Origin of the sequence: Dactylosporangium sp. CA-139114, assembly GCF_050955725.1 — a bacterium.
Taxonomy (GTDB): domain Bacteria; phylum Actinomycetota; class Actinomycetes; order Mycobacteriales; family Micromonosporaceae; genus Dactylosporangium.
In genome coordinates this window covers 1,585,996-1,611,909 of sequence record NZ_CP192080.1, presented here as the reverse complement: position 1 = coordinate 1,611,909, position 25,914 = coordinate 1,585,996, and the positions used below count along the sequence as shown (strand labels likewise).

At 72.3% G+C, this 25,914-nt stretch carries 23 protein-coding genes; 5 read left to right on the top strand and 18 right to left on the bottom strand.

The window, feature by feature from the left end:
* Positions 1 to 296 precede the first annotated feature (296 nt).
* Positions 297 to 635, bottom strand: a complete 339-nt coding sequence (locus ACQP2P_RS07235) for a YybH family protein (RefSeq protein WP_433614131.1) — start codon at positions 633 to 635, stop codon at positions 297 to 299.
* 69 nt (positions 636 to 704) lie between these two features.
* Here ACQP2P_RS07235 and ACQP2P_RS07230 point away from each other — a divergent pair, with 69 nt between their 5' ends.
* On the top strand, positions 705 to 1,574 hold the full coding sequence (locus tag ACQP2P_RS07230) for a LysR family transcriptional regulator (RefSeq protein WP_433614130.1): 870 nt from the start codon (positions 705 to 707) through the stop codon (positions 1,572 to 1,574).
* Positions 1,575 to 2,284: 710 nt separating this feature from the next.
* On the opposite strand, the gene ACQP2P_RS07225 is transcribed toward ACQP2P_RS07230, so the two are convergent.
* Positions 2,285 to 2,983, bottom strand: coding sequence for an SDR family NAD(P)-dependent oxidoreductase (locus ACQP2P_RS07225; RefSeq protein ID WP_433614129.1), 699 nt, complete (start codon positions 2,981 to 2,983; stop codon positions 2,285 to 2,287).
* 369 nt (positions 2,984 to 3,352) lie between these two features.
* Between ACQP2P_RS07225 and ACQP2P_RS07220 the strand changes: the two genes are divergently transcribed.
* Positions 3,353 to 4,168, top strand: a complete 816-nt coding sequence (locus tag ACQP2P_RS07220; RefSeq protein WP_433614128.1) for a helix-turn-helix transcriptional regulator — start codon at positions 3,353 to 3,355, stop codon at positions 4,166 to 4,168.
* Between the two features lie 123 nt (positions 4,169 to 4,291).
* On the opposite strand, the gene ACQP2P_RS07215 is transcribed toward ACQP2P_RS07220, so the two are convergent.
* From ACQP2P_RS07215 to aspS, 6 genes are all read right to left on the bottom strand, one after another.
* Positions 4,292 to 4,864, bottom strand: a complete 573-nt coding sequence (locus tag ACQP2P_RS07215; RefSeq protein WP_433614127.1) for a hypothetical protein — start codon at positions 4,862 to 4,864, stop codon at positions 4,292 to 4,294.
* A 40-nt stretch (positions 4,865 to 4,904) separates the two neighbouring features.
* Complete coding sequence (locus ACQP2P_RS07210) at positions 4,905 to 5,744, bottom strand: GNAT family N-acetyltransferase (protein ID WP_433614126.1); 840 nt, start codon at positions 5,742 to 5,744, stop codon at positions 4,905 to 4,907.
* A gap of 76 nt (positions 5,745 to 5,820) precedes the next feature.
* On the bottom strand, positions 5,821 to 6,987 hold the full coding sequence (gene ispG, locus ACQP2P_RS07205) for a flavodoxin-dependent (E)-4-hydroxy-3-methylbut-2-enyl-diphosphate synthase (protein WP_433614125.1): 1,167 nt from the start codon (positions 6,985 to 6,987) through the stop codon (positions 5,821 to 5,823).
* Positions 6,988 to 7,017: 30 nt separating this feature from the next.
* Positions 7,018 to 8,319: a M50 family metallopeptidase gene (locus ACQP2P_RS07200; RefSeq protein WP_433614124.1), complete on the bottom strand. Its 1,302-nt coding sequence runs from the start codon at positions 8,317 to 8,319 to the stop codon at positions 7,018 to 7,020.
* Positions 8,316 to 9,512, bottom strand: a complete 1,197-nt coding sequence (gene dxr / locus ACQP2P_RS07195) for a 1-deoxy-D-xylulose-5-phosphate reductoisomerase (protein WP_433619032.1) — start codon at positions 9,510 to 9,512, stop codon at positions 8,316 to 8,318. Before dxr ends, ACQP2P_RS07200 begins: the two co-directional genes overlap by 4 nt.
* Positions 9,513 to 9,837: 325 nt before the next feature.
* Positions 9,838 to 11,067 carry an aspartate--tRNA(Asn) ligase gene (gene aspS / locus ACQP2P_RS07190; protein ID WP_433614123.1) on the bottom strand — a complete coding sequence of 410 codons (1,230 nt, stop codon included), beginning with the start codon at positions 11,065 to 11,067 and terminating at the stop codon, positions 9,838 to 9,840.
* 295 nt (positions 11,068 to 11,362) lie between these two features.
* Between aspS and ACQP2P_RS07185 the strand changes: the two genes are divergently transcribed.
* Positions 11,363 to 12,337, top strand: coding sequence for a YihY/virulence factor BrkB family protein (locus ACQP2P_RS07185; RefSeq protein WP_433614122.1), 975 nt, complete (start codon positions 11,363 to 11,365; stop codon positions 12,335 to 12,337).
* Here the strand turns inward: ACQP2P_RS07185 and ACQP2P_RS07180 are convergent.
* Both ACQP2P_RS07180 and ACQP2P_RS07175 read right to left on the bottom strand, forming a co-directional pair.
* Positions 12,321 to 13,025, bottom strand: a complete 705-nt coding sequence (locus ACQP2P_RS07180; protein ID WP_433614121.1) for a DUF2786 domain-containing protein — start codon at positions 13,023 to 13,025, stop codon at positions 12,321 to 12,323. The two genes, ACQP2P_RS07185 and ACQP2P_RS07180, sit on opposite strands and share 17 nt — an antisense overlap.
* Before the next feature lie 3 nt (positions 13,026 to 13,028).
* Complete coding sequence (locus ACQP2P_RS07175; RefSeq protein ID WP_433619030.1) at positions 13,029 to 14,579, bottom strand: Rieske 2Fe-2S domain-containing protein; 1,551 nt, start codon at positions 14,577 to 14,579, stop codon at positions 13,029 to 13,031.
* A 154-nt stretch (positions 14,580 to 14,733) separates the two neighbouring features.
* On the opposite strand from ACQP2P_RS07175, the gene ACQP2P_RS07170 reads away from it, so the two are divergent.
* Complete coding sequence (locus ACQP2P_RS07170; RefSeq protein ID WP_433614120.1) at positions 14,734 to 14,952, top strand: DUF2631 domain-containing protein; 219 nt, start codon at positions 14,734 to 14,736, stop codon at positions 14,950 to 14,952.
* Positions 14,953 to 15,268: 316 nt separating this feature from the next.
* Here the strand turns inward: ACQP2P_RS07170 and ACQP2P_RS07165 are convergent, their stop codons facing one another.
* The 8 genes from ACQP2P_RS07165 to ACQP2P_RS07130 form a co-directional block, all read right to left on the bottom strand.
* Positions 15,269 to 16,540, bottom strand: a complete 1,272-nt coding sequence (locus ACQP2P_RS07165; RefSeq protein ID WP_433614119.1) for a DivIVA domain-containing protein — start codon at positions 16,538 to 16,540, stop codon at positions 15,269 to 15,271.
* A complete protein-coding gene (rlmN, locus tag ACQP2P_RS07160) occupies positions 16,537 to 17,727 on the bottom strand; it encodes a 23S rRNA (adenine(2503)-C(2))-methyltransferase RlmN (protein WP_433084328.1) in 1,191 nt (396 codons plus the stop codon). Before rlmN ends, ACQP2P_RS07165 begins: the two co-directional genes overlap by 4 nt.
* A 111-nt stretch (positions 17,728 to 17,838) precedes the next feature.
* Positions 17,839 to 19,005, bottom strand: a complete 1,167-nt coding sequence (locus ACQP2P_RS07155) for a phosphatidate cytidylyltransferase (RefSeq protein WP_433614118.1) — start codon at positions 19,003 to 19,005, stop codon at positions 17,839 to 17,841.
* A complete protein-coding gene (gene frr / locus ACQP2P_RS07150) occupies positions 19,005 to 19,562 on the bottom strand; it encodes a ribosome recycling factor (protein ID WP_433614117.1) in 558 nt (185 codons plus the stop codon). The genes ACQP2P_RS07155 and frr overlap by 1 nt, the downstream gene beginning before the upstream one ends.
* Positions 19,559 to 20,350, bottom strand: a complete 792-nt coding sequence (gene pyrH / locus ACQP2P_RS07145) for a UMP kinase (protein WP_433614116.1) — start codon at positions 20,348 to 20,350, stop codon at positions 19,559 to 19,561. Before pyrH ends, frr begins: the two co-directional genes overlap by 4 nt.
* Positions 20,351 to 20,438: 88 nt before the next feature.
* The gene (tsf, locus tag ACQP2P_RS07140; RefSeq protein WP_433614115.1) at positions 20,439 to 21,266 is read right to left on the bottom strand and encodes a translation elongation factor Ts; all 828 of its coding nucleotides are present in this window, start codon (positions 21,264 to 21,266) and stop codon (positions 20,439 to 20,441) included.
* A gap of 21 nt (positions 21,267 to 21,287) precedes the next feature.
* Complete coding sequence (gene rpsB, locus ACQP2P_RS07135) at positions 21,288 to 22,184, bottom strand: 30S ribosomal protein S2 (RefSeq protein WP_433614114.1); 897 nt, start codon at positions 22,182 to 22,184, stop codon at positions 21,288 to 21,290.
* 856 nt (positions 22,185 to 23,040) lie between these two features.
* A complete protein-coding gene (locus ACQP2P_RS07130; RefSeq protein WP_433614113.1) occupies positions 23,041 to 23,424 on the bottom strand; it encodes a hypothetical protein in 384 nt (127 codons plus the stop codon).
* 1,345 nt (positions 23,425 to 24,769) lie between these two features.
* On the opposite strand from ACQP2P_RS07130, the gene ACQP2P_RS07125 reads away from it, so the two are divergent.
* Positions 24,770 to 25,912: a pyridoxal phosphate-dependent aminotransferase gene (locus tag ACQP2P_RS07125; RefSeq protein WP_433619028.1), complete on the top strand. Its 1,143-nt coding sequence runs from the start codon at positions 24,770 to 24,772 to the stop codon at positions 25,910 to 25,912.
* Positions 25,913 to 25,914 lie beyond the last annotated feature (2 nt).

Sequence of the window (25,914 nt, the reverse complement as noted above, 5' to 3'; positions counted from 1 at the left end):
TCGCGTGCCGCGGTCCTCGGCTCCTCGGGTCCGCGGCCCATGCTTTGCGCGGGTCCTGCCTCCCCGCTTGACGCGAAGCCCGCGCCCGCACTTGCGCCTCCGAGCGCGGTGTCTCATCGGGGGACCGCTCGGACGCGGACGCGGGCACGAACGCGCGCTCGGACGCGGGCACGGACGCGGGCACGGACGCGCGCTCGGACGCGGGCACGGACGCGGGCACGGACGCGCGCTCGGACGCGGGCACGAACGCGGGCACGGACGCGCGCTCGGACGCGGGCACGGACGCGGGCTCGGTGTTACTGCTCCGGGCGGTCGATCACGCGGAGCCAGGTGCCGTCGGGCTGGCGGCGGACGACCTGGACGCGGCCGCCCGTGCCGTCCTTCGGCTTCGTGGAGGTCAGGGCCAGATCGCCGTGGTGGATCGTGGGCAGCGCCTCCTCGATCTCGAAGCGCGGCACATGCTTGAGCATCGCCTCGCACACCGCCCGGATGGCCTCGCGGCCGACGGTGGTGCTGCCGGGCGGGTAGGCGAGGACGGCGTCGGGCTCGTACAACGCGGCGATCCCCGCGGCGTCGCCGGCGTTGGCGCGCTCCACGAACAGGCGGGACAGGTCTTCCGGAGTCTTCGCAGTCATGTCTCCACCGTCACGCGCTCGATCCAGAAGACCAAGACGCATGTTCGACGCGATTTAGCATGATTGCTTATGGAGCTGCACCAGCTGGAGTACTTCCTGGCCGTTGTCGACGAGGGCGGCTTCACGCGCGCGGCCGCGCGGCTGCGGGTCGCCCAGCCCGGCGTCAGCGCGCAGGTCCGCAAGCTCGAACGCGAGCTCGGGCTGCCGCTGCTCGAGCGGACCACGCGCTCGGTGCGGGTCACCGCCGCAGGCGAGGCCGTCCTGCCCTACGCCCGGGCGGCACTCGCGGCCGTGGACGGCGCGCGCCATGCGGTGGACGAGCTGGCCGGCCTGACGCGCGGACGCGTGGCCGTCGGCACCGTCACCTCGCACACCGTCGACCTGGCCACGATCCTCGCCGACTTCCACACGAGATGGCCGGACGTGGAGATCACCCTGGTCGAGGACGTGAACGAACGGTTGACCGACGCCGTGCGGGAGGGCCGCCTCGACGCGGCGATCGTTGCCTACTCCCGCCTGCCCGAGGGTCTCGACGTCCACCCGGTCACCGACGAGGCGATCGACGCGGCCGTGTGGGACGGCCACGAACTGGCCGGCCGGGAGACGATCCCCCTGGCGGAACTCCGCGACCGCCCGCTCGTGTGCCTCCCGCGCGGAGGCGGCATCCGAGCGGTTCTCGACGCCGCGTGCGCGGAGGCGGGCTTCACCCCGCGGGTCGCGTTCGAGGCGGGGTCGCCGCAGGTGGTGGAACAGCTGGCGGTGCGCCGGCTGGGCATCGCGATCCTGCCCGAGTCGATCGCCCGCCACCGCGACCACCTCCACCCCCTGCGCATCGTGGCCCCCGAACTGCGCGGCCGCCTCGGGCTCGCCTGGCGCCGAAGCGGCCCCGCCAGCCCGGCGGCGGCGGCCTGGCTCCGCCACGCACGGTCCTACCTCTGACGGCCCGACGCGTCCGCACGGACGCGCCGCGAACCGCGCACGACCTGCACCACCCCGCACAGCGAGCACCGCCCGCGCGGACGCCCCCGCGAACCGCGCACGACCTGCACCACCCCACACGGCGAGCACCGCCCGCGCGGACGCGCTGCACAGCACCACGCAGCGAACAGCCGCCTTGCGCAGACGCGACGGGCGGGCACCGCCTCCGCGCGGACGCGCCGCAAAACGCACACGACCTGCGCTACCTCACTCAGCGAGCACCGCCCGCGCGGACGCGTCTCGAACCGCGCCCGACCTGCACAACCTGACACAGCAAGTACCGCCCGCGCGGACGCGCCGCAGACCGCGCACGTTCTGCGCAACCCCAAACAGCGAGCACCGCCCGCGCGGACGCGCCGCAAAACGCGTGCGATCTGGGCGAATGCCCCGCATGCCCGTGACGCGCGCGGGTGCGGCACGGGGCGGTGTGGACGGGCCGGGCGCCTCCCGCAGACCGGGCGCGTCCCGCAGACCGGGCGCGTCCCGCAGACCGGGCGCGTCACAAACGCCGGGCGCGTCCCACACGCCGGGTGCGTCACAAACGCCGGGCGCGTCCCACACGCCGGGTGCGTCACAAACGCCGGGTGCGTTCGGGCAGGCTGGCCGCGTTCAGACACAGGCCGGGCGCCGGGGGCCGCCGAGCGGGCGCCCGGGGTGTCGGGCGCGGCTGGTTACCACGGCACGGGGCCGTTCTCGTCGAAGAAGGCGCCTGTCGGGCCGTCCGCGGGCAGCGTCGCCAGTCGTACCGCCGCCGTGGCGCCCTGGCTCGCCGTGCGCGGGCCCGAGTGGAAGTTCAGGTCCGTCGCGCAGTAGCCGGGGTCGGCGATGTTGACCTTGATCGGAGTGTCGCGCAGTTCGTTGGCGTAGGACAGGGTTACCGCGGTCAGGGCCGACTTCGAGGAGTTGTAGGCCAGCAGGGGGTTCTGGGCGTACACGTGGGACGGGTCGGCGGTGAAGTGCAGCGAGCCCAGGCCGCTGCCCAGGTTCACGATCCGCCCCGCCTCCGCGCGGCGCAGGGCCGGCAGGAAGGCGTTGGTCACGGCGATCACACCGAAGACGTTGACCTCGTAGGTGTCTCGCACCAGCTGCAGCGGGGTCGCGCTCGGAAGGGCGCCGCGCTCCAGGAGTACGCCGGCGTTGTTGACCAGGACGTCCAGGACCTCGACCTGGGCGGCGGCCGCCTCGATCGAGGCCGGGTCGGTCACGTCCAGCGGCAGGAAGTCGGCGTCCAGGGCCGCGGCCGCCTCCTTGCCGCGTTCCGGGTCGCGGGCGGCCACCAGCACGTGCATTCCCAGGGCGCGCAGTTCCCGGGCGATCTCCCGGCCGATGCCTTTGTTGGCCCCAGTGACCAGGGCCGTCTTCGTCGTCATGACGTCCACCGTGGACGCCCGGAAGCGGCCGTGGGAGAGACGCGATGAACCGCGGACCGGCAGACCCCGGATCAGCCGGGGAGGCACGGCAAACCACGGACCGGCAGACCGCGGATCAGCTGAAGAGTCGCGGTGAAGCGCGGACCCGCGATCTCGGATCAGGTGGAGAGTCGCGGTGAAGCGCGGACCGGCGATCTCGGATCAGGTGGAGAGACGCGGTGAAGCGCGATCTGGCGATCTTGGGAACCAGCGGGAGATGCGCGGCGAACCGGCGGTCCACGCAGCCGGCGGGAGCAGCGGCCTCGCTCAACATCGGATCGGCGATCCCTGGTTACGCGGCCGGCCGTCGCGCAGGATGAGCACGTGGGCGTGAACCGGGTACAGCTGGCCGAGTTCCTCAAGGACCGTCGCGCGCGCGTGAGCCCGGCCGACGCCGGGCTGCCCGCGGGAACCCGCCGGCGCACGCCAGGGCTGCGGCGGGAGGAGGTCGCGCGCCTCGCCGGGATCTCCGTGGACTACTACGCGCGGCTCGAGCAAGGCAGGGGGCCGAACCCGTCGCGCCAGGTGCTCGCGGCGCTCGGGCGGGCGCTGCGCCTGTTCGAGGACGAGCGGGGACACCTCTTCCGGCTCGCCGGAGAGCAGCCCGGGCCGCCCGCGGGGCCGTCGCAGTCGGTGCCGCCGGGCATCCTGCACCTGCTGGAGCGGCTCGATGACACGCCGGCGTTCGTGATCGATGCGAAGTACGACCTCCTGGCCTGGAATCGCATGGCGGTCCGGCTCATGGGCGATCCTCCGCCCGAGCGAAACATGATCTGGAACGCGTTCTGCGGGCCGATGCCGGTGGCGATGGAGTCGTCCGCGGAGTTCCAGTCGTTCGCCGACGAGTCGGTGGCCGACCTGCGGGCCGCGTCCGTGCGGTACCCGGACGACGAGAGCATCCGCGCGCTGATCGAGCGCCTGCACGCGGGCAGCGCCGAGTTCACCCGCCGCTGGAACCAGCACCGCGTCTGTGTGCGCCGCACCACCCGCAAGACGGTGACCCATCCGGTGTACGGCGAGCTCGACCTCGAGTGCCAGGTCCTCCACGCCGACGACAGCGGCCAGCGCGTGGTCTTCTACACCGCGGCCCCGGGCTCACGAACCGCGGACGTCCTCAGCGGCCTCCGCGAGCAGACCGGCGTGTGACAGCGTCCCATCACCGCATGGCCAAAGGCCCCGGGCTCACGAACCGCGGACGTCCTCAGCGGCCTCCGCGAGCAGACCGGCGTGTGACAGCGTCCCATCACCGCGTGGCCAAAGGCCCCGGGCTCACGAACCGCGGACGTCCTCAGTGGCCTCCGCGAGCGGTCCGGGGTGTGACAGCGTCTCGTCCGTCACGTCGATGCGCCGCGTGGCCGAGGCGCCCACGAACTCCGTCACCTTGCTCGACTCGTGACTGAGCCGCCCCGCCATCAGGGCCGCCTGCCAGGCCAGCCCGAACGCGACGCCGGGCGCGAGGGGCAGCAGCCAGTCCGCGAACACCCCGGTCGCCGGCAGGTGCTCGATGATCAGGGCGGCGAACGCGATGACCGCGCCCTGCGCGAACCCCCGCCAGGCGGCCCGGCCCGCGGCGGAGGTGGCCTCGCGGCGCGGGGTACGAGCGTCGAGCCCGTCGGCCGCGGCCAGGTCCCGCCGCCCGAAGTTGAAGCCGGCGACCCCGGACGCGACGGAGAGCCCGAGCACGGTGGAGGTGAGCCAGCTGCGGGTGAGGAAGTACGACAACCCCAGCACGGCCCCGCCCGAGCCCACGGCGACGAGGGCACGCAGCCACTCTTTCTTGTCGCCTGGGTACCAGTAGTAGCGGGTCGTGTTCGGCCCGACCTGCCGGATCACCTGACCCATGCGAGCGCTCCAAAAGCCGGGAAGCGGACGAACCCGATAGTCAGAACAATACCGTTGCAAACGTCCCGACCTGCTCAAAACCGCAACGCTCGTAGACGCGCCGGGCCGGCAGGTTGTAGTCGTTCACATACAGGCTGACCGATGGCGCCACGCGGCGCAACGCATCACGCACGACTGCGGCGATGCCGGCCGTCGCCAGGCCTTGCCCCCGCAGCTCCGGATCGGTCCAGACGCCCTGGATCTGGGCGGTGTGCCGGGTGACCACGGCGAGCTCGGCCTTGAACACGACCTTGCCGTTGTGGAAGCGCGCGTACGCCCGCCGCGCCCGCACCAGCTCGCCGATCCGCTCGCGGTAGGAGCGCTCGCCGCCGTCGGCGGTCGGCGAGACCCCGACTTCCTCGGTATACATGGCCACGGCCGCGGGGAAGAGCAGGTCGATCTCGTCGGGGCGCACGAGCCGGACGTTCGGGTCGGGCGCGATCGGCGACGGGTTGCTGATCGCCATGAGCGGCTGATTCGGCCGTACGTCCCGGGAGGGCCCCCAGGTCGGCGCGAGATGCGACCAGAGCCCGAGGACCGCGTCCGCCGAGCCGACGATCGACGAGCAGCCCCGTGGCTCCCCGGCGACCATCTCGGCGAAGGCGGCGACGGCGGCGGCCGAGGCGTGCACGGGGATCAGGTTGGCCCCGACCCAGCACAGCGACTCCAGGTTGCGGCGGGAGCCGTACCCGAAGATCCGCGCGTCCTGCCGCCACCAGGCCAGGCCCGCCATCGAAACCCGCTCGGCCACCTGGGCGCCTCCGAACGGGTCCCGATCGAGCAGGCGTTCGACCGATCCCCGCTCGGCGTCACCGAGCAGCCGCGCAGCCACCGTCAGCATGCCTACCAGCCTGCCAGATCATGCCGAAGATGGCTGCACATACCCTCGCCCCGGTGAGCCCCGGTGAAGACGACCGTCAGTGGACGGTGACCGTGGGGCCGAGGCCGCGCAGCTCCTCGGGGAGCTCCACGCCCTGCTCCTCGGCCAGCCGCAGCGCCTCCTCGACCAGGGTCTCCACGATCTGCGACTCGGGCACGGTCTTGATGACCTGGCCCTTGACGAAGATCTGGCCCTTGCCGTTGCCGGAGGCGACGCCGAGGTCGGCCTCGCGGGCCTCGCCGGGGCCGTTGACGACGCAGCCCATGACCGCGACCCGCAGCGGCGCCGGGAACCCGTCCAGCGCGGCGGTGACCTGGTCGGCGAGCGAGTAGACGTCGACCTGGGCGCGGCCGCAGGAGGGGCACGAGACGATCTCCAGGCCGCGCTCGCGCAGCCCGAGCGACTCGAGGATCGCCTGGCCGACCTTGATCTCCTCGACCGGCGGGGCCGAGAGGGAGACCCGGATGGTGTCGCCGATGCCCTGGGCGAGCAGAGCCCCGAAGGCGACCGACGACTTGATCGTGCCCTGGAAGGCCGGGCCGGCCTCGGTCACGCCGAGGTGCAGCGGGTACTCGCACTGCTCGGCCAGCTGCCGGTACGCCCGGATCATCACGACCGGGTCGTTGTGCTTCACGGAGATCTTGATGTCGCGGAAGCCGTGCTCCTCGAACAGCGAGCACTCCCAGAGCGCGGACTCGACCAGCGCCTCGGCGGTGGCCTTGCCGTACTTCTCCAGCAGCCGCTTGTCCAGGGAGCCCGCGTTCACGCCGATGCGGATCGGCACCCCGGCGTCGGAGGCCGCCTTCGCGATCTCCTTCACCTTGTCGTCGAACTGCCGGATGTTGCCTGGGTTCACCCGGACCGCGGCGCAGCCGGCGTCGATGGCGGCGAAGACGTACTTCGGCTGGAAGTGGATGTCGGCGATGACCGGGATCTGCGACTTCTTCGCGATCGCGGGCAGCGCCTCGACGTCGTCCTGGCTCGGCACGGCGACCCGGACGATCTGACAGCCGGACGCGGTCAGCTCGGCGATCTGCTGCAGCGTCTTGTTGACGTCGGCGGTGAGCGTGGTGCACATGGACTGCACCGACACCGGGGCTCCGCCGCCGACGGGGACCGGGCCGACCATGATCTGACGGGACTTGCGCCGGGGCGCCAGCGCGGGTGGCGGCACGGCGGGCAGGCCGAGGCTGACTGCGGTCATGAATGGACCCTTACCTTCGCGAAAGAGTGCTTACTTCAGCGTGATCGGGTTGACGAAGTCGGCCGTCACCGTCAGCAGGACGAAGACGCCGAGGACGCCGATCACCCCGAGGGTGAGCGGCGCCAGCTTGTAGTAGTCGACGCGACCCGGGTCGGGCTTGCCGAGCCTGGCCGCGATCCACGAGCGGACGCGCTCGAACCAGGCGATCGCGATGTGCCCGCCGTCCATGGGCAGCAACGGGAACAGGTTGAAGATGCCGAAGAACAGGTTCAGGGTGGCGAACAGCGACAGCAGCGACGCCCAGTCCCCGAGCTCGAACAGCTCCCCGCCGATGCGGCTCGCGCCGACGACGCTGACCGGGGTGTTCGGGTCGCGCTTCTCGCCCAAGATGGCCTTGAACAGGTTCGGGATGCGCTGCGGGATCTGCTTGAACGAGGCGAACGTGCGCTCGACGAGCGTGGCGGTGGCCGACCCCGTCTGGCTGACGCCGTCGACCGGGCCGTAGCGCAGGACCGGCAGGTCGCTGCTGCGGATGTCCACCGTGATGCCCAGCATGCCGCCGCGCTCGAGGTCGTCCGCGGTGATCTGGTCGGCGGTCTTGCCCGGGTCGATGGTGGACTTGATCCGCTGGGCCTCCGGGATCGCGGCGGTCCCGCTGAGCGTCTGCTCACCCCGCTTGTACTGCACCGTCACGGACTTGCCGACGTCGGCCTTGAGCTCGTCGCGCAGCGCCTGATTGCCGGCGATGGACCGGCCGTCGATGGCCAGGATGATGTCCCCGGGCTGCAGGCCGAGCTGGGCGGCCGGGCTGCGCGGGTCCTTGGCCGGGTCGCAGGCCTTCTGGCTCTTCGTCGCCGGATCGTACTGGTAGGTCGGGCTCACGCACTGGCTGATCGTGCCCACGCGGACGGGCACCTCGTTGACCTTGCTCGCGTCCGGGATGCCGACGAATGAGAACAGCACCCACAGCGTGATCAGGGCGAGCGCGAAGTGGGTGATGGAGCCCGCCGCCATGACGATCGTGCGTTTCCACACCGGGAACCGCCACATGGCCTTCGGGTCGTCGGCGCCGGACCTGCCGGTCTCGGGGTCGACGTCCTCCTCCTGCGGCGTCATCCCGACGATCTTCACGAATGCGCCGAAGGGCAGGGCCTTGAGCCCGTACTCCACCCCGTTGCGCTTGAACGCGAAGATCGTCGGCCCGAAGCCGATGAAGTAGCGGGTCGCCTTCATGCCGAACCAGCGGGCGGACCAGAAGTGTCCGGCCTCGTGGATCGCGACGGCGATCAGGATGCCCAGCGCGAACAGGACAATCCCCAGCACGAAGGTCATTCGGCCCCTCTCCGGTCGGCGCCCGCGGCGATGAGCGCACGGGCGTGGGCCCGCGCCCAGGACTCGGCGGCGAGCACGTCATCGACGGTACCTGGTTCCGCGAAATCCGGGGCCTCGGCCAGGGTCCGCTCGAGCGTCTCCACGATGCCGAGGAACGGCAGATCACCCGCGGTGAACGCCGCGACACACTCCTCGTTCGCGGCGTTGTAGATCGCGGGGCGGCACCGCCCGGCCTCGCCGGCCGCCTTGGCCAGGGAGACCGCCGGGAACGCCTCCTCGTCCAGCGGCCGCAGCTCCCACGTGTGCGCGCTGGTCCAGTCGACCGCGGGCGCGGCGCCGGCGACCCGGTCGGGCCAGCCGAGCGCGAGGGCGATCGGGATGCGCATGTCGGGCGGGCTGCACTGGGCGAGGGTGGAGCCGTCGTCGAACTCGACCATGGAGTGGATCACCGACTGCGGGTGAACCATGACCTTGATGTCGGCATACGGCACCGCGAACAGCTCGTGCGCCTCGATCACCTCCAGCCCCTTGTTCACCAGGGTGGCGGTGTTGATGGTCACCACGGGGCCCATGTCCCAGGTCGGGTGGGCCAGCGCGTCGGCCACGGTCACGTCGCGCAGCTGGTCGCGGGTCCGGCCGCGGAAGGCGCCGCCGGAGGCGGTGAGCACCAGCCGGCGCACCTCGCCGCGGGCGCCGCCGCGCAGGCACTGGGCGAGCGCGGAGTGCTCGGAGTCGACCGGGACGATCTGGCCGGGCTTCGCGGCCGCGCGCACCAGGGGGCCGCCGGCGACCAGCGACTCCTTGTTGGCCAGGGCGAGGGTGCGCCCGGCCCGGAGGGCGGCGAGGGTGGGGGCGAGCCCGAGGGAGCCCACGACGCCGTTGAGCACCGTGTCGCACGGCCACTGCGCGAGCTCGGTCATCGCGTCCGGGCCGGCGAGGATCTTGGGCAGCTTGAAGTCACCGGTGGCCCAGCCGCGCCGCTGCGCCTCGGCGTAGAAGGCGAGCTGGAGGTCCTGGGCGGCACTGGCCCGGGCCACTCCGACGGCCTCGACGCCGAGCTCGAGGGCCTGGTCGGCGAGCAGGGCGACGTTGCCGCCGCCGGCGCCGATCGCCACGACCCGGAAGCGGTCCGGGTTGCGCCGGACGATATCGATGGCCTGCGTGCCGATGGATCCGGTGGATCCCAGGAGCACGATCTCGCGAGGGCTCACTCCCCCATTGTGTCAGGTTGCCTCAGGCCGGGGCCGGGCGCGGCGGAGGGCCGCGCCCGGCCGACTGTCCTATGTGGATCAGAGCCGGAGTGCGGCCGGCAGCTCCCCCCGCCGGCCGCCCTCCGTCAGGGCCTCGACTGCTCCCGCCGGATCTCCATCAACAGCGGTCTGAGCTGGGCCGATACGACGCACGACGAGCGTGCCCCCATGAGTCAGCGCGGTGAATCCCAGATCCCGTCCCCGTTCGTACGCATGTATTAATTATAGATCATCATTTGGTACCGGGCAATCGATTTACGGGCCGGCGCTAGGGCGCGAGGCGGTGCAGATCCCGCGGAAACAGCGTCGTCTCGCGCACGTTCGCGGCCCCCGACAGCCGGGCCAGGAACCGCTCCAGCCCGATCGCGAACCCGCCGTGCGGCGGCATCCCGTGCCGGAACGCCTCGAGGTAGCCCTCCAGCCCCGCGGCCTGCTCCCCGAGCACGGCGGCGTAGTCGGCGTACCGATGCAGCCGCTGCCCGCCCGTGACCAGCTCCAGGCCCCGGAACAGCAGGTCGAAGGAGTTGGACCAGCGCGGCTCGGACGGCTGCGGGTGCGTGTAGAAGGGCCGCTTGGCCATGGGGTAGCCCTCGACGTAGACGAAGTCCGAGCCGTGCTCGGCCAGCGCCCACGCCCCGAGCGCCCGCTCGTGCTCCGGGGCGAGGTCGGGCTCCTGCGGGTCGGCCCCGGCGAGTTGCAGGGCCTCGCGGAAGTGCACGACCGGGATCGTTTCCGGCAGCCGTACCGAGCCGAGGCCGGCCGCCTCCGTCATGGCGCGCACGACCCGGGTGAGGACCGCCATCACGTCACGGTGGTCGCGGATGAACCCGAGCTCGGCGTCGAGCGACGTGTACGTGGCGAGGTGGCGCGAGGTGTCGTGCGGCTCGGCCCGGAACACCGGCCCGACCTCGTAGACGCGCTCGAACACCCCGACCATCGTCTGCTTGTAGAGCTGCGGGGACTGGGCGAGGTACGCCTGCCGCCCGAAGTAGTCGAGGGCGAAGACGTTCGCGCCGCTCTCGGTGGCGCCGCCGACGATCTTCGGGGTGAAGACCTCCGTGAAGCCGAGCCCGTCGAGCGTGGCCCGGAACGCCCCGACCGCGGCCGCGCCCGCGGAGAACACGGCCCGCCGGGCGGGGTGGCGCAGGCTGACGGCGGCGTGGTCGAGCAGCGCCGGCAGGCCCGCCTCGAGTTCCGGGCGGAACAGCTCGACCGGCGGCGGCTCGGCCTCGGACAGCACCTCGATCGCCTCGTGGGCGACCTCGAAGCCGCCGGGCGCGGCCGCGTTGGCCACGACGGTGCCGACGACCTCGACCACGGACTCCTCCGGGGGCACGGGGACGCCGGCGGGGACCACGACCTGGGCCAGGCCCGCGCGGTCGCGCACGATCAGGAACGTGACGCGGGCGAGGACGCGGCGGCGATGGACCCACCCGGCGAGCCGGATGGACTCCCCCGCGTGCTCGGCGAGGTCGGCGGACATCATGCGGCTGGACATGCAACACCTCCTGGGAAGGGACGCTCCCCGCAGGTGTGGGCGATGGGGCCGGTCGCGGTGCCACCACACCTTCACCGCGGCGGGCTTGCCGCGGCCTCTCGCCCGTGTGCGCCGGGCCACGCGGCGGGGCGTCCACGGCGGTCGTCAGGCGCCCGCCCCGCCCCCTCAGCATGGCGGGTGACCCGCGGCGACGCGACGGATTTCCACCCGGATCCCCGCCCGCGCGCCGGCACCCGGAGTGCGGGTGGCGTCACGGGTGCGTTTCCCGCGCGGGCGCGCTGGGAACGCCGTCGTCGTGAGCAGTACGAGGCAGGTGCCGGAGACCCGGTCGATGTCGCGGGACGAGCTCTCGGCCGACGACGCGTGGCAGGCGCTGCGTCACCACGGGGGCTGGGCGCTGCTGCAGGAGGTGTTCCTGCGCTTCCGCTACGGCGACGGGTTCAGCCACGCGCGGGCGCTCGGCCTGCAGCTGTGCCTGGCCATCGTGCCCTTCCTCATCGCGCTGTCCGGCCTGGCCGGCAAGCTCGGCGTCAAGGAGGGCGGCGACGTGGTGGCCGACACCGTGCTCGCGCTCACCCCCGGCGCCAGCGAGCAGGTCGTCCACGACCTGCTCGCGCCCGGGCAGTCCGAGCGGGCGGGCGAGGTCGCGCTGCTGCTCGGCCTGGTCACCGGGCTGGTCGCGCTCACCACCGCGATGGCGCAGATCGAGCGCGGCGCCAACCGGATCTACGGGGTGGAGCGGGACCGGCCGGCGCACCTCAAGTACGCCCGCGCCGCGGTCCTGGCCGCGGTCGCCGGGCTGCCCGCGCTCACCGGGTTCCTGATGCTCGTGGCCGGGGACGCCCTCGGGGCCTCGGTGCGGGTGCGGTACCCCGGCTGGGGCGCCCCGGTCGCGCAAGTGTGGCAGGTGGTCCGCTGGCCCGCGAGCGTCCTGCTGGTCGTGACCGCCGTCGCCGCGATCTTCCGGTTCGCGCCCCGGCGCCGCCAGCCGGCCTTCTCCTGGCTGCTGTTCGGCGCCGCGCTGTCCACGGCGCTGTGGTGGGGCATCAGCGCGCTGCTGGCCCTCTACGTGCAGGGCAGCGGCGCGTTCGGCGCGACCTACGGGGCGCTGACCGGGATCATGGCCCTGCTGCTGTGGGCGAACGCGACCGGCATCGTGCTCTTCCTCGGCATCGCCTTCAGCGCGCAGCTCGAGGCGATGCGCGTCGGCGTGCCCGGACCGGTGATGCCCGACAAGTGGGCGCCGCCGGGGGTCAGGTCCGCGTCGTGACCTCGGGGCGGGCGTTGGTCTCGACGCGTACGGCGCCCAGGTCCGCCCGCCGCCCCGCCGCGCTGCCGGCCTCGAATCCCCCGCCGCTGAGCCGGCGCCGGCGGCCCGCCCGCACGTTGGGGTACTCCGCCTCCACGGCCAGGTCCACGGCGCGCTCGCGGTCGGCGAGGACCAGCGCGGTGCCCGGCGCCGGGGGCTCCTGCGCCCGCGCGGACGCGGCCGCGAAGCGCTGCTGCACCGCGGAGCCGAACCCGATCAGCCACGAGCGCCGCCAGGCCGCGGCCTGCTGCCCGTCCGGCACCGGCTCCCGCAGCAGGCCGCGCGCCGCCTGCACGAGCAGCGAGGCGAACAGCAGCTCGACGCCGGCGACGTCGGAGGCGAAGCCGAACAGGTGCACCGACACCCGCAGCCCGTCGGCGGTGCGCCGCTCGAGCCGGATCGACCGGCAGCGCAGCGCGGCCGCCACGACGTGCAGCAGGTAGGCCTTCTCGCGCAGGTAGGGCGCGGACAGCTCGACGAGCCGGTTGCCGACCGTCTGCCGGCGCGCCTCACGGGCGTCGAGCAGCGCCTGGTCGATGCCGTACTTCGCGATGAGCGCCGCCGCCTTGGCCGTGAGCGCGTCGGCCTCCTGCGGCGTGCAGGCCGGGTCCTCGGCCTTGGCCAGGAGCTTGCGTACCTTGTCGAGCAACCTTCACTCGCCCGGCGCGGGGGTGCCGGCCGGGCGCGACCGCAGCTCGTGGCCGACGCTCGTGAGGCAGCGGCCGCTCTCCAGGTCGAACTTCCAGCCGTGCAGCTGGCAGGTCAGGGTCTTGCCGTCGACGATGCCGAAGCGCGTCAGGTCGGCCTTGAGGTGCGGGCAGCGGCGCTGGACGATCCAGTCGCCGAGCTTGATGTCCTCGGCGTCGGGCTTCTGCTCGGCGTACCAGCCCTCGGCGTACTGCAGCCGCTCCTCGGACAGGCACTTGAAGAACGCGTAGACGAACTCGTTGTACTGCCCGATCCGCGCGGCCGAGAACCGGCAGGACAGGAACAGCGAGTTGACCCAGTCGACCTCCCCGATGAACAGCAGGTGCTCGACCAGCGCGCGATCGGTGCGGAAGCGGTACCGCACCTTCTCGTCGGCGTAGGCGCGCACCTGCTTCTCGGGGAAGTCCACCACGATCGACTCGACCGACTCGCCGTCGTAGCCGACGAGGTCGAAGCGCACCGGCCCGCCGACGCCCTTGGCCAGGTAGACCGACTCGTCCAGCAGCGGCTCGATGCGCGCCTTCATCTCCTTGAGCACGTCGACCTCGGGGTGGCGCCAGGTCGCCTTGGCCGCCTCGATCACCGGCTTCTTGCGCGCGCGCATCTCCTCGAGGTGCTCGCGCTTGTGCGCGAAGAACTCCTCGACGTCGGTCGGGTGGGTGGTGACGGCCGAGTCCGCGGTGAGCTCCATCACCGACCCGGGCAGCAGCACGGTCGAGTTCGTTCCGCCGGCCTTGGCGTATTCCTGCTGGAACACCCACTGGTCGGGGAAGATGTTGCCCTCGTCACCGAAGATGTCGTTGAACTGCCACAGCTCGTCGTCGAGGAAGCAGGGCGGCCCGGCGATCGGCACGACGTTGGAGGCCTTCAGGTCGTCGATGTAGCGGAAGGTCCGGTCGAACTGCCGGTCGCGCTTCTGCTTGCCGAACGCGCGCTTGGCCGCCTCGGGCAGCTCGTAGACCATCGGATACCAGATCGCGCCCGAGAACTGCAGCAGGTGCGCGTGGACGTGCCCGAGCGCGTTGAAGGTGGTCAGGTCCGTCGGGCGCGCGTCGTTCTGGTTCAGCACGCGCACGCCGTCGTACTCCACCCACAGCGACGAGTCCCCGATCGGCCCGTCGGTCGGCGAGGTCAGCGCCTGGATCATGATCTTGAGTCCGCCGTCGAGCTCGTGGACCTGCTCCGACCTGGTCTCCAGGAACCGCGTGAAGCCCAGCGCCTCCAACTCGTCGCGCATCTCGCTGGTCGGGAACTCCGGCAGCAGCACGGTCGCCTTCTTCGACACGAACCGCTTGAGGTGCTCGGCGTCGAAGTGGTCGCGGTGCAGGTGCGACACGTAGAGGTAGTCGCAGTCGCCCAGCGCCTCCCAGTCCAGCAGCGAGTTGTCCGGGAACGGGAACCAGGAGGCGAAGTAGGCGGGGTTCACCCACGGGTCGCACAGAATGCTCCCGGCCGGCGTGTCGATGCGCAGGCTGGCGTGGCCGGTCCCGGTGATCCGCACCGCTGTCCTCCTCGATCGGTACCGCAGATTGCGCGAACGACGCTACCCGACCGACCCGCAACCGTCCGGGCCGGTGCCGCATGCCAGACTCTTGTGCGGAAGCCTTTGCGGCCGCGGCCGCTATTTCGTTCGCCGAAGGGACCGAACCGTGTCCGAGCACGAGCCAGTGACCTCCCCCGACCAGCACAAGCCGGGTCACCCGCGCGCGGCGCGCTTCGGCGCGGCCGTGTCGGTGCTGGTCCTGCTCACCATGCTCGTGGGCAACCACCGGGGGCGGGTGGAGGACATCTTCCTCATCGTGTGCGCGGGCCTGCTCGTGCTCGCCCTCGTCGGCGACTGGGTGCTGCGCCGCAACGGCCTGCGCTGAGCCTCCGGGCCGCCCGCCGCCCGGAGCTTCCGCTACCGGGCACTGCTCGCTCGGCTCGGGTGACCCACCGCGGACCTGGCAGCGACGGCGCGCCAGCGCCGAGCGGTGTCTGGCGGGAGCGACGGTCCGCACCCCCGCGGACCCGAGTCATGAACCGTCCGCCGGGTCCGACAATTCGGGCACCGTATGACCTCGACCGGTGACGCTGCGTGCCGATCGTCCGATCCTGAGCAAGTGTCATGTTTCGAACTGTGCGAATGACTGAGGGCGCGCCCGGCTCGGCCGGACGCGCCCTCAGTCTACGTTGTGCGTTCGGTCAGCGACGTCGCGTGACGATGTCGCGGACCTCCTTCAGCGCCGCGTCGACCTCGGCCTCGAAGTAGCCGCCGGGCACCAGGTTGAAGTGCGACGGGTCGAGGTCCCCGTCGGTCAGCGGGCCGCCGCGGCCGGTCAGCGAGGCCATCACGCCCTCGAACAGGCGGTCAACCTGGGCACGGTCGTAGCCGCTGCCGAAGCGGCGCAGCTGGAACGTGCGGCGCAGCTGGTCGATGCGGGCCACCTCGCCCGACTGGTGCTGGGGCGGGCCGCCGTAGGGATCGCCCTGGGGCGCGCCGTAAGGATCCCGCTCGGGGGGCGGGGCGCCGTAGGGGTCGCGGTCCGGTCCGGGGCCACCGTAGGCCGGCTCGGGCCGCTCCATGCGGATCTCGGCGGTCATGTCGGCCCGCGGGGCGCGCGGGCCCTGGTCGTAGCCGCGGTCGTCGTCGAAGGCGCCGCCGTAGGTCGGCTCGTCGTAGCGGCCGTAGCCGGGGCCACCGGGGCCGCCAGGACCACCGGGCGGGCCGGCCGGGGGCGGCGGCGTCGGGCGGGCCGGCAGGGGCGCGCCGGGCGGCGGGGGCGCGGGGCGCTCCATCGTGCGGTCGACCGGCCGGTCCATCCCCATCGTCCGGTCGGCGGGACGGTCCATGCCCATGGTGCGGTCCACCGGGCGGTCCATGCCCATCGTGCGGTCGGCGGGGCGGTCCATGGGGCCGCCCATCGGCGGGCCCATGCGGTCCATGCCGGGCGGCGGGCCCATGCGGTCGGGTCCGGGTGGGCCCATGCGGTCCGGGCCGGGGCCCATGCGGTCGGGTCCGGGGGGACCCATCCGGTCCGGGCCGGGCGGCGGGCCCATGCGGTCCGGCGGGGGCGTCATGCCGACCCGGTCGGGCATGCGCTGCGGCTCCATCCGGTCCGGCATGCGCTGCGGCTCCATCCGCTCGGGCATGCGCTGCGGCTCCATGCGCTCCGGAGCCATCCGCAGCTCGCCGCTGCGGGAGTCGAGGGCCCGGCCGAAGCCGCCGCCGCTGCCGCGCTCCTCGTGCTCGGCCAGCTGGCGCTCGACGCGGTCGAGGTGCAGGTCGACCTGCCATTCGTCGTAGCCGCCGAAGCGGACACGGAAGACCACGTCGTGGACTTCCTGCGCGCTCACCGGCGCGCCCATGGAGTCTCCGGAGAGGGTTGCCTCCACCCGGTCGAGGAACGAGTCGACCTCGTCGACCTTGTATCCCCGACGCATCGCACGGCGCCGGAACCGCTGACCCTGACTCACTGTGTCTCCTCGTTCGCTCGCCGTGCTAGCAAGCCGTTCTTACGCTCTCCCACCTTGCCACCTCCGGAGGCCGCAAGCTGCCCGCAGGCACCGTCAATCTCCCGACCCCTGGTGTCACGCACTGTAGTGGGAACACCGGCGGCCCGGAGACGCCGGACGAACTCCCGCTCCACCGGCTTGGGACTCGCGTCCCACTTGCTGCCCGGTGTCGGATTGAGCGGGATGAGATTGACATGCGCGAGACGGCCGGACAAGAGCCGACCGAGCAGATCCGCTCGCCACGGATGGTCGTTCACATCCCGGATCATTGCGTACTCAATGGACACGCGCCGACCGGTGCGAGCCGCATACTCGAACGCGGCATCAAGCACTTCGGCGACCTTCCAGCGTTGGTTGACCGGCACGAGCGTGTCGCGCAGATCATCATCGGGCGCGTGCAGCGACAGCGCAAGCGTCACCGACAGCCCCTCCTGCGTCAACCGGCGCATCGCGGGGACCAGCCCGACGGTCGACACCGTGATGTGGCGCTGCGACAGCCCGAGGCCCTCGGGAGCCGGTTCGGTCAGCCTTCGTACGGCCGCGATCACGCGGTTGTAGTTCGCCAGCGGCTCCCCCATGCCCATGAACACGACCCGGGAGAGCCGGTCCGGGCAGCCGGGCAGCGCGCCGCGCGCGGCCAGCCCCGCGAACCACACGACCTGGTCGACGATCTCCGCCGTGGACAGGTTGCGGGTCAGGCCGGCCTGGCCGGTCGCGCAGAACGGGCACGCCATGCCGCAGCCGGCCTGGCTCGACACGCAGACGGTGACCCGGTCCGGGTAGCCCATGAGCACGCTCTCCACGAGCGAGCCGTCGTGCAGGCGCCAGAGGGTCTTGCGGGTGGTGCCGTTGTCGGTGGCGAGCTCACGCACGGGCTCCAGCAGCTTGGGCAGCAGCGTCCCGGTGATCGCCTCCCGGGTGCGGGCCGGCAGGTCGGTCATCTCCTGCGGGTCGCGCACCAGGCGGCCGAAGTAGTGCGCGGAGACCTGCTGCGCGCGGAAGGCCGGCTCCCCGAGCTCGGCGACGGCGGCCCGGCGGCCGGCGAGGTCGAGGTCGGCGAGGTGGCGCGGGGGCAGCGCGGCGCGACGGCCGTCGGGGGTGGTGCCGGCCGCGCTGGGGGACAGGTTCAGTACGGGAAGCTGCGTCATGGCTTTTCCAGTGTCCCATGCCGCGCCGCATGATCTCCAAGACCGCCGAGCAGCACGGCCGGGCGACGCGTCACGGTCCGTCTACCGCGCGTTCACCCTCGTCTCGGCTGGTCATCGGGTCCACGGCACCAGGAAGGCCAGGACGGCGTAGGCGGTCGGCAGCGCCAGCAGGATGGAGTCCAGGCGATCCATCAGGCCGCCGTGGCCGGGCAGCAGGTTGCTCATGTCCTTCACGCCGAGGTCGCGCTTGATCAGCGACTCGCCGAGATCGCCCAGCACCGACGCGATCGAGACCGCGACGCCGAAGATCGCGCCGTGCCACCACAGGGCGCCGTCGACCAGCAGCGGCAGGGCGACCGCGCTGCCGGCCCCGGTCCACACCACCGAGCCCGCGAACCCCTCCCACGACTTGGCCGGGCTGACCGACGGGGCCATGGGGTGCTTGCCGAGGAAGACACCGGTGGCGTACCCCCCGGTGTCCGACAGCACCACGGCGAGCACGGTCACGAGGACCCGCACGCTGCCGTCGTGGGCCGGATAGGCGAGCAGGGCCGCGAAGGAGCCGAGGAAGGGCACGTACACGGCGATGAGCGCGCCGGCGGTCACGTCCCGCTGGTAGTGCGCGACACCGTCGGCGAAGCGCCACACGAAGACGAGCAGCAGCGTGGCCAGCAGGCCCAGCGGCAGCCGCTCGGCCCCGCCGAACCACGCGAGGCTGACCATGAGCGGCGCGCCGAGCAGGAGCGGGACCAGCGGGGGGCGCGCCTTCTGCACGCTGACGGCGCGGACCATCTCCCAGACGCCGACGGACACGGCCGCGATCACGAGGCCGAGGAAGAGCCACTTCCACACGAACAGGGACACGACGACGACGCCGCCGAGGCCGACGCCGACGCCGATCGCGGCGGGGAGGTTCCGGCCGGCCCGGCTCTTGCGGGGGGCGTTGCTCTCGGTCGCGGCTCTGCTCCCGGGTTCGGCGGCGGTGCCGTTGGCGGCGGCCTCCGCGGGGCGGGTGGGTGCCGCGCCCAGGGTGGCGGGGGGTCCGGGCGGCGCGCCGCCGTTGCGGTTCGTGGTTCCCGCGGCGGGCACGGTGCCGGGAGGCGTCGCGGGCGCGTCGTGCGCCGCGGGGGCGTCGGGAGCCGGGGCGGCGCCGTCCGGTACGAGATCCGGCTCTTCCGCTTGTGGCTCTTCCCCCGACCGTTCGGGCGCGGCACTGTGCTGCCGCGCCCGCGCCGACGACGGGTCGGGGGCCTTCTGAGCCCGGTCCAGATGGGCCATCAGACCTCGAGTAGCTCGGCTTCCTTGTGCTTGAGCAGCTCGTCGACCTGCGCGACGTAGCGGTGCGTCAGGTCGTCGAGCTCCTTCTCCGCGCGACGGCCCTCGTCCTCGCCGGCCTCGCCGTCCTTGACGATGCGGTCGAGCTCCTCCTTGGCCTTGCGGCGCACGTTGCGGATCGCCACGCGGGAGTCCTCGGCCTTGTTGCGGGCCACCTTGATCATGTCGCGACGCCGCTCCTCCGTCATCTGCGGCAGCAGGATGCGGATCTGGGTGCCCTCGTTGTTCGGGTTCACACCCAGGTCGGAGTCGCGGATCGCCCTCTCCATCGCGCCGATCTGCGACGCGTCGTAGGGCTTGATGATCGCCATGCGCGGCTCGGGGATCGCGATCGAGGACATCTGCGGCAGCGGGGTCGGGGTGCCGTAGTAGTCGACCATCACCTTGCCGAACATCGCCGGGGTGGCGCGGCCGGTACGGATGACCGCGAACTCCTCCTTGGCGTGCTCGATCGCACGATCCATCTTCTCTTCGGCCTCGAAGAGTGTCTCTTCGATCACGGGGTCTGTCCTCCTCGATCCGGGACGGGCTCGGCGGTGATGAGCGTGCCGATCCTCTCACCACTCAACGCGCGAGCGACGTTGTCCTCCCCCTCCGCGCCGAAGACCAGCATCGGCAGCGCGTTCTCCTGGCAGAGGCTGAACGCCGTCTGGTCCACCACCCGCAGCCCCTGCAGCAGCGCCTCGGCGAACGTGAGGCTGTCGAGCTTGCGGGCGGTCGGATCGGTGCGCGGGTCGGCGGTGTAGACGCCGTCGACGCCGTTCTTGCTCATGAGCACGGTGTGCGCGTGGATCTCCAGCGCGCGCTGGGCCGCGACCGTGTCGGTGGAGAAGTACGGCAGGCCGGCGCCCGCGCCGAAGATGACGACGCGGCCCTTCTCCAGGTGGCGGATCGCCCGCCGCGGGATGTAGGGCTCGGCGACCTGGGCCATGTTGATCGCGCTCTGCACGCGCGTGTCGATGCCTTCCTTCTCCAGGAAGTCCTGCAGCGCCAGGCAGTTCATCACCGTGCCCAGCATGCCCATGTAGTCCGCGCGCGAGCGGTCCATCCCGGCCCGGGAGAGCTCGGCGCCGCGGAAGAAGTTGCCGCCGCCCACCACGACGGCGACCTGCACGCCGCGGCGCACGACCGCGGCGATCTGGCGCGCCATGCCGCGCACCACGTTGGGGTCGACGCCGACGGCGCCGCCTCCGAACACCTCACCGGAGAGCTTCAGCACGACGCGCCGCGCCCCGAGCGGGACGGGGGTCAGGGACTGCCTGGCCGCTTCGACGGCGGTGTTCGTCATGTGGGCACCCTTCTGTCTGCTTGTGGAAAGGGGGTCACGGTCTCCATCCGGTGGACCGTGACCCCCTCACTGCTGTTGTACCCGCCGGTCAGGCCTGGCCGACCTCGAAGCGCACGAACCGCGTCACTTCGATGCCGGCCTCCGCCAGCACCTGCTTGACCGTCTTCTTGTTGTCGCTGACCGAGGGCTGCTCGATCAGGACGAAGTCCTTGAAGAAGGCGTTGACCCGGCCCTCGATGATCTTCGGCAGGGCCTGCTCGGGCTTGCCCTCCTCGCGGGCGGTCTCCTCGGCGATGCGCCGCTCGGACTCGACCACGTCGGCGGGGACCTCGTCGCGCGTGAGGTACTTCGGCCGCATCGCGGCGATCTGCATCGCCACGGCGCGAGCGTCGGCGACGGCCGCCTCGTCGTTCTTGCCGGAGAACTCGACCGCGACGCCGACCTGCGGCGGGAGGTCGGGGCTCTTGCGGTGCATGTAGATCGCGACCGGCTCGCCGAGCACCGCGATGCGGTTGATGACGAGCTTCTCGCCGATGCGGGCCGACTCGGCCTGCACCAGGTCGGCCACGGTGGCGTCGCCGAGCTTGGAGGCCAGCAGCGCCTCGACGTCGGCCGGCTTGGTCGCGTCGACGTGCGCCGCGAGCTTCTGGCCGAGCTCGACGAACGCCTCGTTCTTGGCCACGAAGTCGGTCTCGCAGTTGATCTCGACCAGACCCGAGCCCGAGTGCGCGACGAGGCCGTTGGCGGTGGTGCGCCCGGCACGCTTGCCGACGTCCTTCGCGCCCTTGATGCGCAGCAGCTCGACGGCCTTGTCGAAGTCGCCCTCGGCCTCCTCGAGCGCCTTCTTGCAGTCCATCATGCCGGAACCGGTCAGTTCGCGGAGCCGCTTGACGTCCGCGGCGGTGAAGTTGGACATGACTCTCTCTCGCTCTGTGGGTTACGCCTGGTTGTTCTCTTCGGCGGCCGGAGCCGCGGCGACGGGAGCCTCGGCAGCGGGGGCCTCGGCGGCGGGGGCCTCGGCAGCGGGGGCCGCCGCGGCGGGGGCGGCCTTGGCGCCACCCTCGAGCAGCTCGCGCTCCCACTCGGCGAGCGGCTCGTCACCGGCCACGACGCCCGGCTCGGGCTTCTGGTCGGCCCGGGTGGCCCGCCCGGAACGAGCGATCAGACCGTCGGCGACCGCGTCGGCGACCACGCGGGTCAGCAGCGCCGCGGAGCGGATGGCGTCGTCGTTGCCGGGGATCGGGAAGTCGACCTCGTCCGGGTCGCAGTTCGTGTCGAGCACGGCGATGACCGGGATGCCCAGCTTGCGGGCCTCGTCGACCGCGATGTGCTCCTTCTTGGTGTCGATGACCCAGATCGCCGACGGGAGCTTCTGCATGTCGCGCAGACCACCGAGGGTCCGGCTGAGCTTCGTCTGCTCGCGGGACAGCTGCAGGGTCTCCTTCTTGGTGTACCCCTGCGCGGTGCCGGTCAGGTCGAGGCTCTCGAGCTCCTTCATCCGCTGGAGGCGCTTGTAGACCGTCTGGAAGTTGGTCAGCATGCCGCCGAGCCAGCGGTGGTTGACGTAGGGCTGCCCCACGCGCGTCGCCTGCTCGGCGATCGCCTCCTGGGCCTGCTTCTTGGTGCCGACGAACAGCACCGAGCCACCCTCGGCCACCGTGTTGCGGATGTAGTCGTACGCCTTCTCGATGTAGTCGAGCGTCTGGCGCAGGTCGATGATGTAGATACCGTTGCGCTCGGTGAAGATGAAGCGCTTCATCTTCGGGTTCCAGCGGCGGGTCTGGTGCCCGAAGTGCACACCACTCTCGAGCAGCTGGCGCATGGTCACGGCCATGTCGGCGGGATCCCTTCGATCCTGGTTGTTCACGGCGAACCGGTCGGCCCGCCGTCCTGGCGCCCGGTCGTCGGCCGTCTCACCCTTCGCACGCGCGGTGGTGCACCACGCGTTCTCTCGGGACCAGGGCGGCCGCCGCCCCGGAATGCTCACCCGGCGCTGGGAATGCGGCGGGCTGGGGAGGGCGCGCGAGGTCGACCGCACGCTGTGCGGTCGCCGGTGAAAGTGTACGCGCCGGGCCCGGGCTTCCACGAATGCCCCCACTGACGTGTAGTTCGCCCGGCTGTAACCGTTTTGGGCTGGTCGCGTCGTTTGTCGTTCTTGGCCCGCTCGGCTCCATCGTCGCTCGCAGCCGTTTCGCGGCGCTTGCGGCTGTTGTGTGCCTCGGCGGGACTCTCGATGCGCCGGTCGCGACGTCACCTGCAACTGTGTCACGGTGCTTGCGCTCGGTTACGACGTCACGGCAGCGGTTTCGCGGGGGCTTGCGCTCGGCTACGACACCACGACAGTTCGTCTTAGCAGCACGTCTCAGCGCGTTTGCTGCTGCGACGTCGACGGCTGGCGGCCGCGGGCTCGCGCCCGGGCGACGGCCTTGACCCGAGGTCTTCGCCGCGCGGCTCGGGCAAGGCTGGCTCTCTACACCGCGCGGCTTGGGCAAGGCCGGCTCTCTACACCGCGCGGCTCGGGCGGGCCTGGCTCTCTACACCGCACGACTCGGGCAGGGCCCTGTTCACCGTGCGACTCGGGGGCAGGCCTTCATTCGCCTCTTCGCCCTTTTTTCGCGCGGTGCCGGTAGGGCCGGTTTCGTGGCCGCCATGCCTCTACCGGCTCGCGACTTTCGCGGCCGGCTGATGCCCTATGCGGCGAGCCCAGCCGCGACGAACAGCAACAACGCCACCGGCAGGTAGGCGAGCGGCGTCCGCAACCAGGCTCGCACCCCGGGCGCCGCCGCAGCCGCCCCACCGATCAGCCCATACAGCCCGAGCGAGAACATCGGCAGCGCCGGAATCATGAACATCCCGGCGAGCGTCGCCCCCGCGGGCACGTCACTCGCGGTCACGGCGTGGATGAACAGCCGCAGCACAGGCAGCTCGAACAGCACCGTCAACACCACCAGCACGACGGCGAGCCCAGGCCGCTTGCTCTGGTACACCGCACCGCCCACCTCCGCCCCGTACTGCTGCCGAGGCGCCGGCACGGCCGCGGTCAACGCCGTAGGACCGGCGAAGGCGTTCGGCATCGATCCGGTGCTCCCGCCCCCGCCGAGCACGCCCTCAGCCCCGGCCCCAACTCCGGCCCCGGCTGGCGCACCCGAGCCCGGCACTCCCGAAACGGGCCCACCGGACACCGGCCCGGCCGCTCCGGCCCCGAGCAGGCTGGTCGCACCGCCCCCGCCGATCCCGCCGGCCACTGCGACCCCTCCAGCTCCGCCGGCCATTCCGGGCCCGCCGGCCATTCCGGGCCCGGCGGCCATTCCGGGCCCGCCGGCCATTCCGGGCCCGCCGGTCGCTACGGCCGCTCCCGCCCCACCTGAACCGAGCGGCCCGGAGCTGGACGGCGTGATCGTCGGCAATCCCTGAATCGGCGACCCCGAGCTGGTGAGCCCCGGAATCGAGGCCCCAGCGAGCCCGCCGGAGGCACCGCCTCCGGAGACCGGCCGCTGCAACGCGCTGCGGTCGATGGCCTCGGAGCGCCGCGACCGGCTGACGAACTCCCCCGAATACTCACCCGAGTCACCGCCCCGCCCGAGGGCCGAGGCGCCGAACTGCCCGCTGGGGCTGTCGCCGTAGCTCAGCGGGTCGGCACCGTATCCACGGCCTCCTCCCCGCGGCTCCGGAACCCGGTACCCGCCGTCGTCGTACTCCCGCTCGTCCGCATACCGCGTCGGGGTGTACCCGCGGTCCTCGCTGTATCCACGATCCTCGCCGTACCCGCGATCCGAGTCGTCGCGGCCCCGCGAGCGCTCGTCCCGGCCCCGGTCACCGCGGCCGCGGTCGTCGTGCCCACGATCGTCACGGCGGTCGTCGTACCCGCGGTCGTCGTATCCACGGTCCTCCGGGTACCAGCGGGAATCCGCATCCGGGTCCGGGGAGAAGTTCCGGCGTCCATCCACGGTCCGTCACGGTAGGCCCTCGGCATGATCCTCGCCACCCGGCAAAGGTGCTTGTAATCTGCGTCGCTGCCGGCCCAACCACGCCCCGCAGCCCCTGACCAGGGCTCTCGGGATCGCAGGCGTTCCTCATGCACGCTCCGCGCTCCTGCCGCACCTGACGCCACATCCACGCCCGCGGCCCTCCCGCACGTGCCACCGCATCCACGCCCCGCGACCCTCCCGCACCTGCCACCGCCTTCACGCTCCACGGTCCTCCCGGACCTGCCGCTCGCCGGTCCGCATTCGGGGCCTTCGTACTCGCGTTCCTCCCCTGGCCAACCGATCCAGCCCTCGGCCCGGGGATGCTCGCCGAGCCCACCGGACCGCACCCGCATCGGCGCCCGCGGGGCCAGGACCACATCGGCCCGAGCGCCGCACCCGGCCGCATACTCGGGGGGTGACTGACGCCTCGCGTGATCCGCTCATCGCCCGCATGCGCCCGTTCGGCACCACCATCTTCGCGGAGATGTCGGCGCTCGCCGTGCGCACCGGCTCCGTCAACCTGGGCCAGGGCTTCCCGGACACCGACGGCCCGGCCGCGATGCTCGACGCGGCGGCCGCAGCGATCCGCGGCGGCCGCAACCAGTACCCGCCGGGCCCCGGCATCCCCGAGCTGCGCGCCGCGATCTCGGCCCACCAACGGTCCTTCTGGGGCCTCGAGTACGACCCGGACGGCGAGATCCTGGTGACCGCCGGCGCGACCGAGGCGATCGCGGCGAGCGTCCTGGCCCTGTGCGAGCCCGGCGATGAGGTCGTCTGCTTCGAGCCGTACTACGACTCCTACGCCGCATCCATCGCGCTCGCCGGAGCCGTCCGCCGCCCGGTCACCCTGCGGGCCGCCGAGGGCCGATACTCCTTCGACCCGGCCGAGCTGCGCGCCGCGTTCGGCCCGCGGACCCGCCTGGTGCTGCTCAACTCCCCGCACAACCCGACCGGCAAGGTCTTCACCGAGGCCGAGCTCACCCAGATCGCCGAGCTGTGCGTCGAGTACGACGTCCTGGCCGTCACCGACGAGGTGTACGAGCACCTGATCTTCAGCGACGCGGCCGCCCCGCACGTACCGCTCGCCGGCCTGCCCGGCATGCGGGAGCGCACGGTGCAGATCTCCTCGGCCGGCAAGACGTTCTCGTGCACCGGCTGGAAGATCGGCTGGGTATGTGGCACCCGCCCGCTGGTGTCGGCCGTGACGCGGGTGAAGCAGTTCCTGACGTACGTCAACGCCGGCCCGCTGCAGCCCGCGATCGCGGTGGCCCTGGAGTCGCCGGCCTCCTACTACCAGGAGTTCCGCGACGAGCTGCAGCGCAAGCGCGACCGCCTGTGCAAGGGCCTGACGGAGGCCGGGTTCGCGGTGTTGCAGCCCGAGGGCACGTACTTCGTCACCGCCGACATCACCCCGCTGGGCGGCACCGACGGCGTCGAGTTCTGCCTGGCGCTGCCCGAGCGCTGCGGCGTCGTCGCGGTGCCGACACAGGTCTTCTACGACGATGCCGAGGCCGGCCGACGGCTCGTCCGGTTCGCGTTCTGCAAACGCGACGAGGTCCTCGACGAGGCGGTCGCGCGGCTGCAGCGGCTCTGACC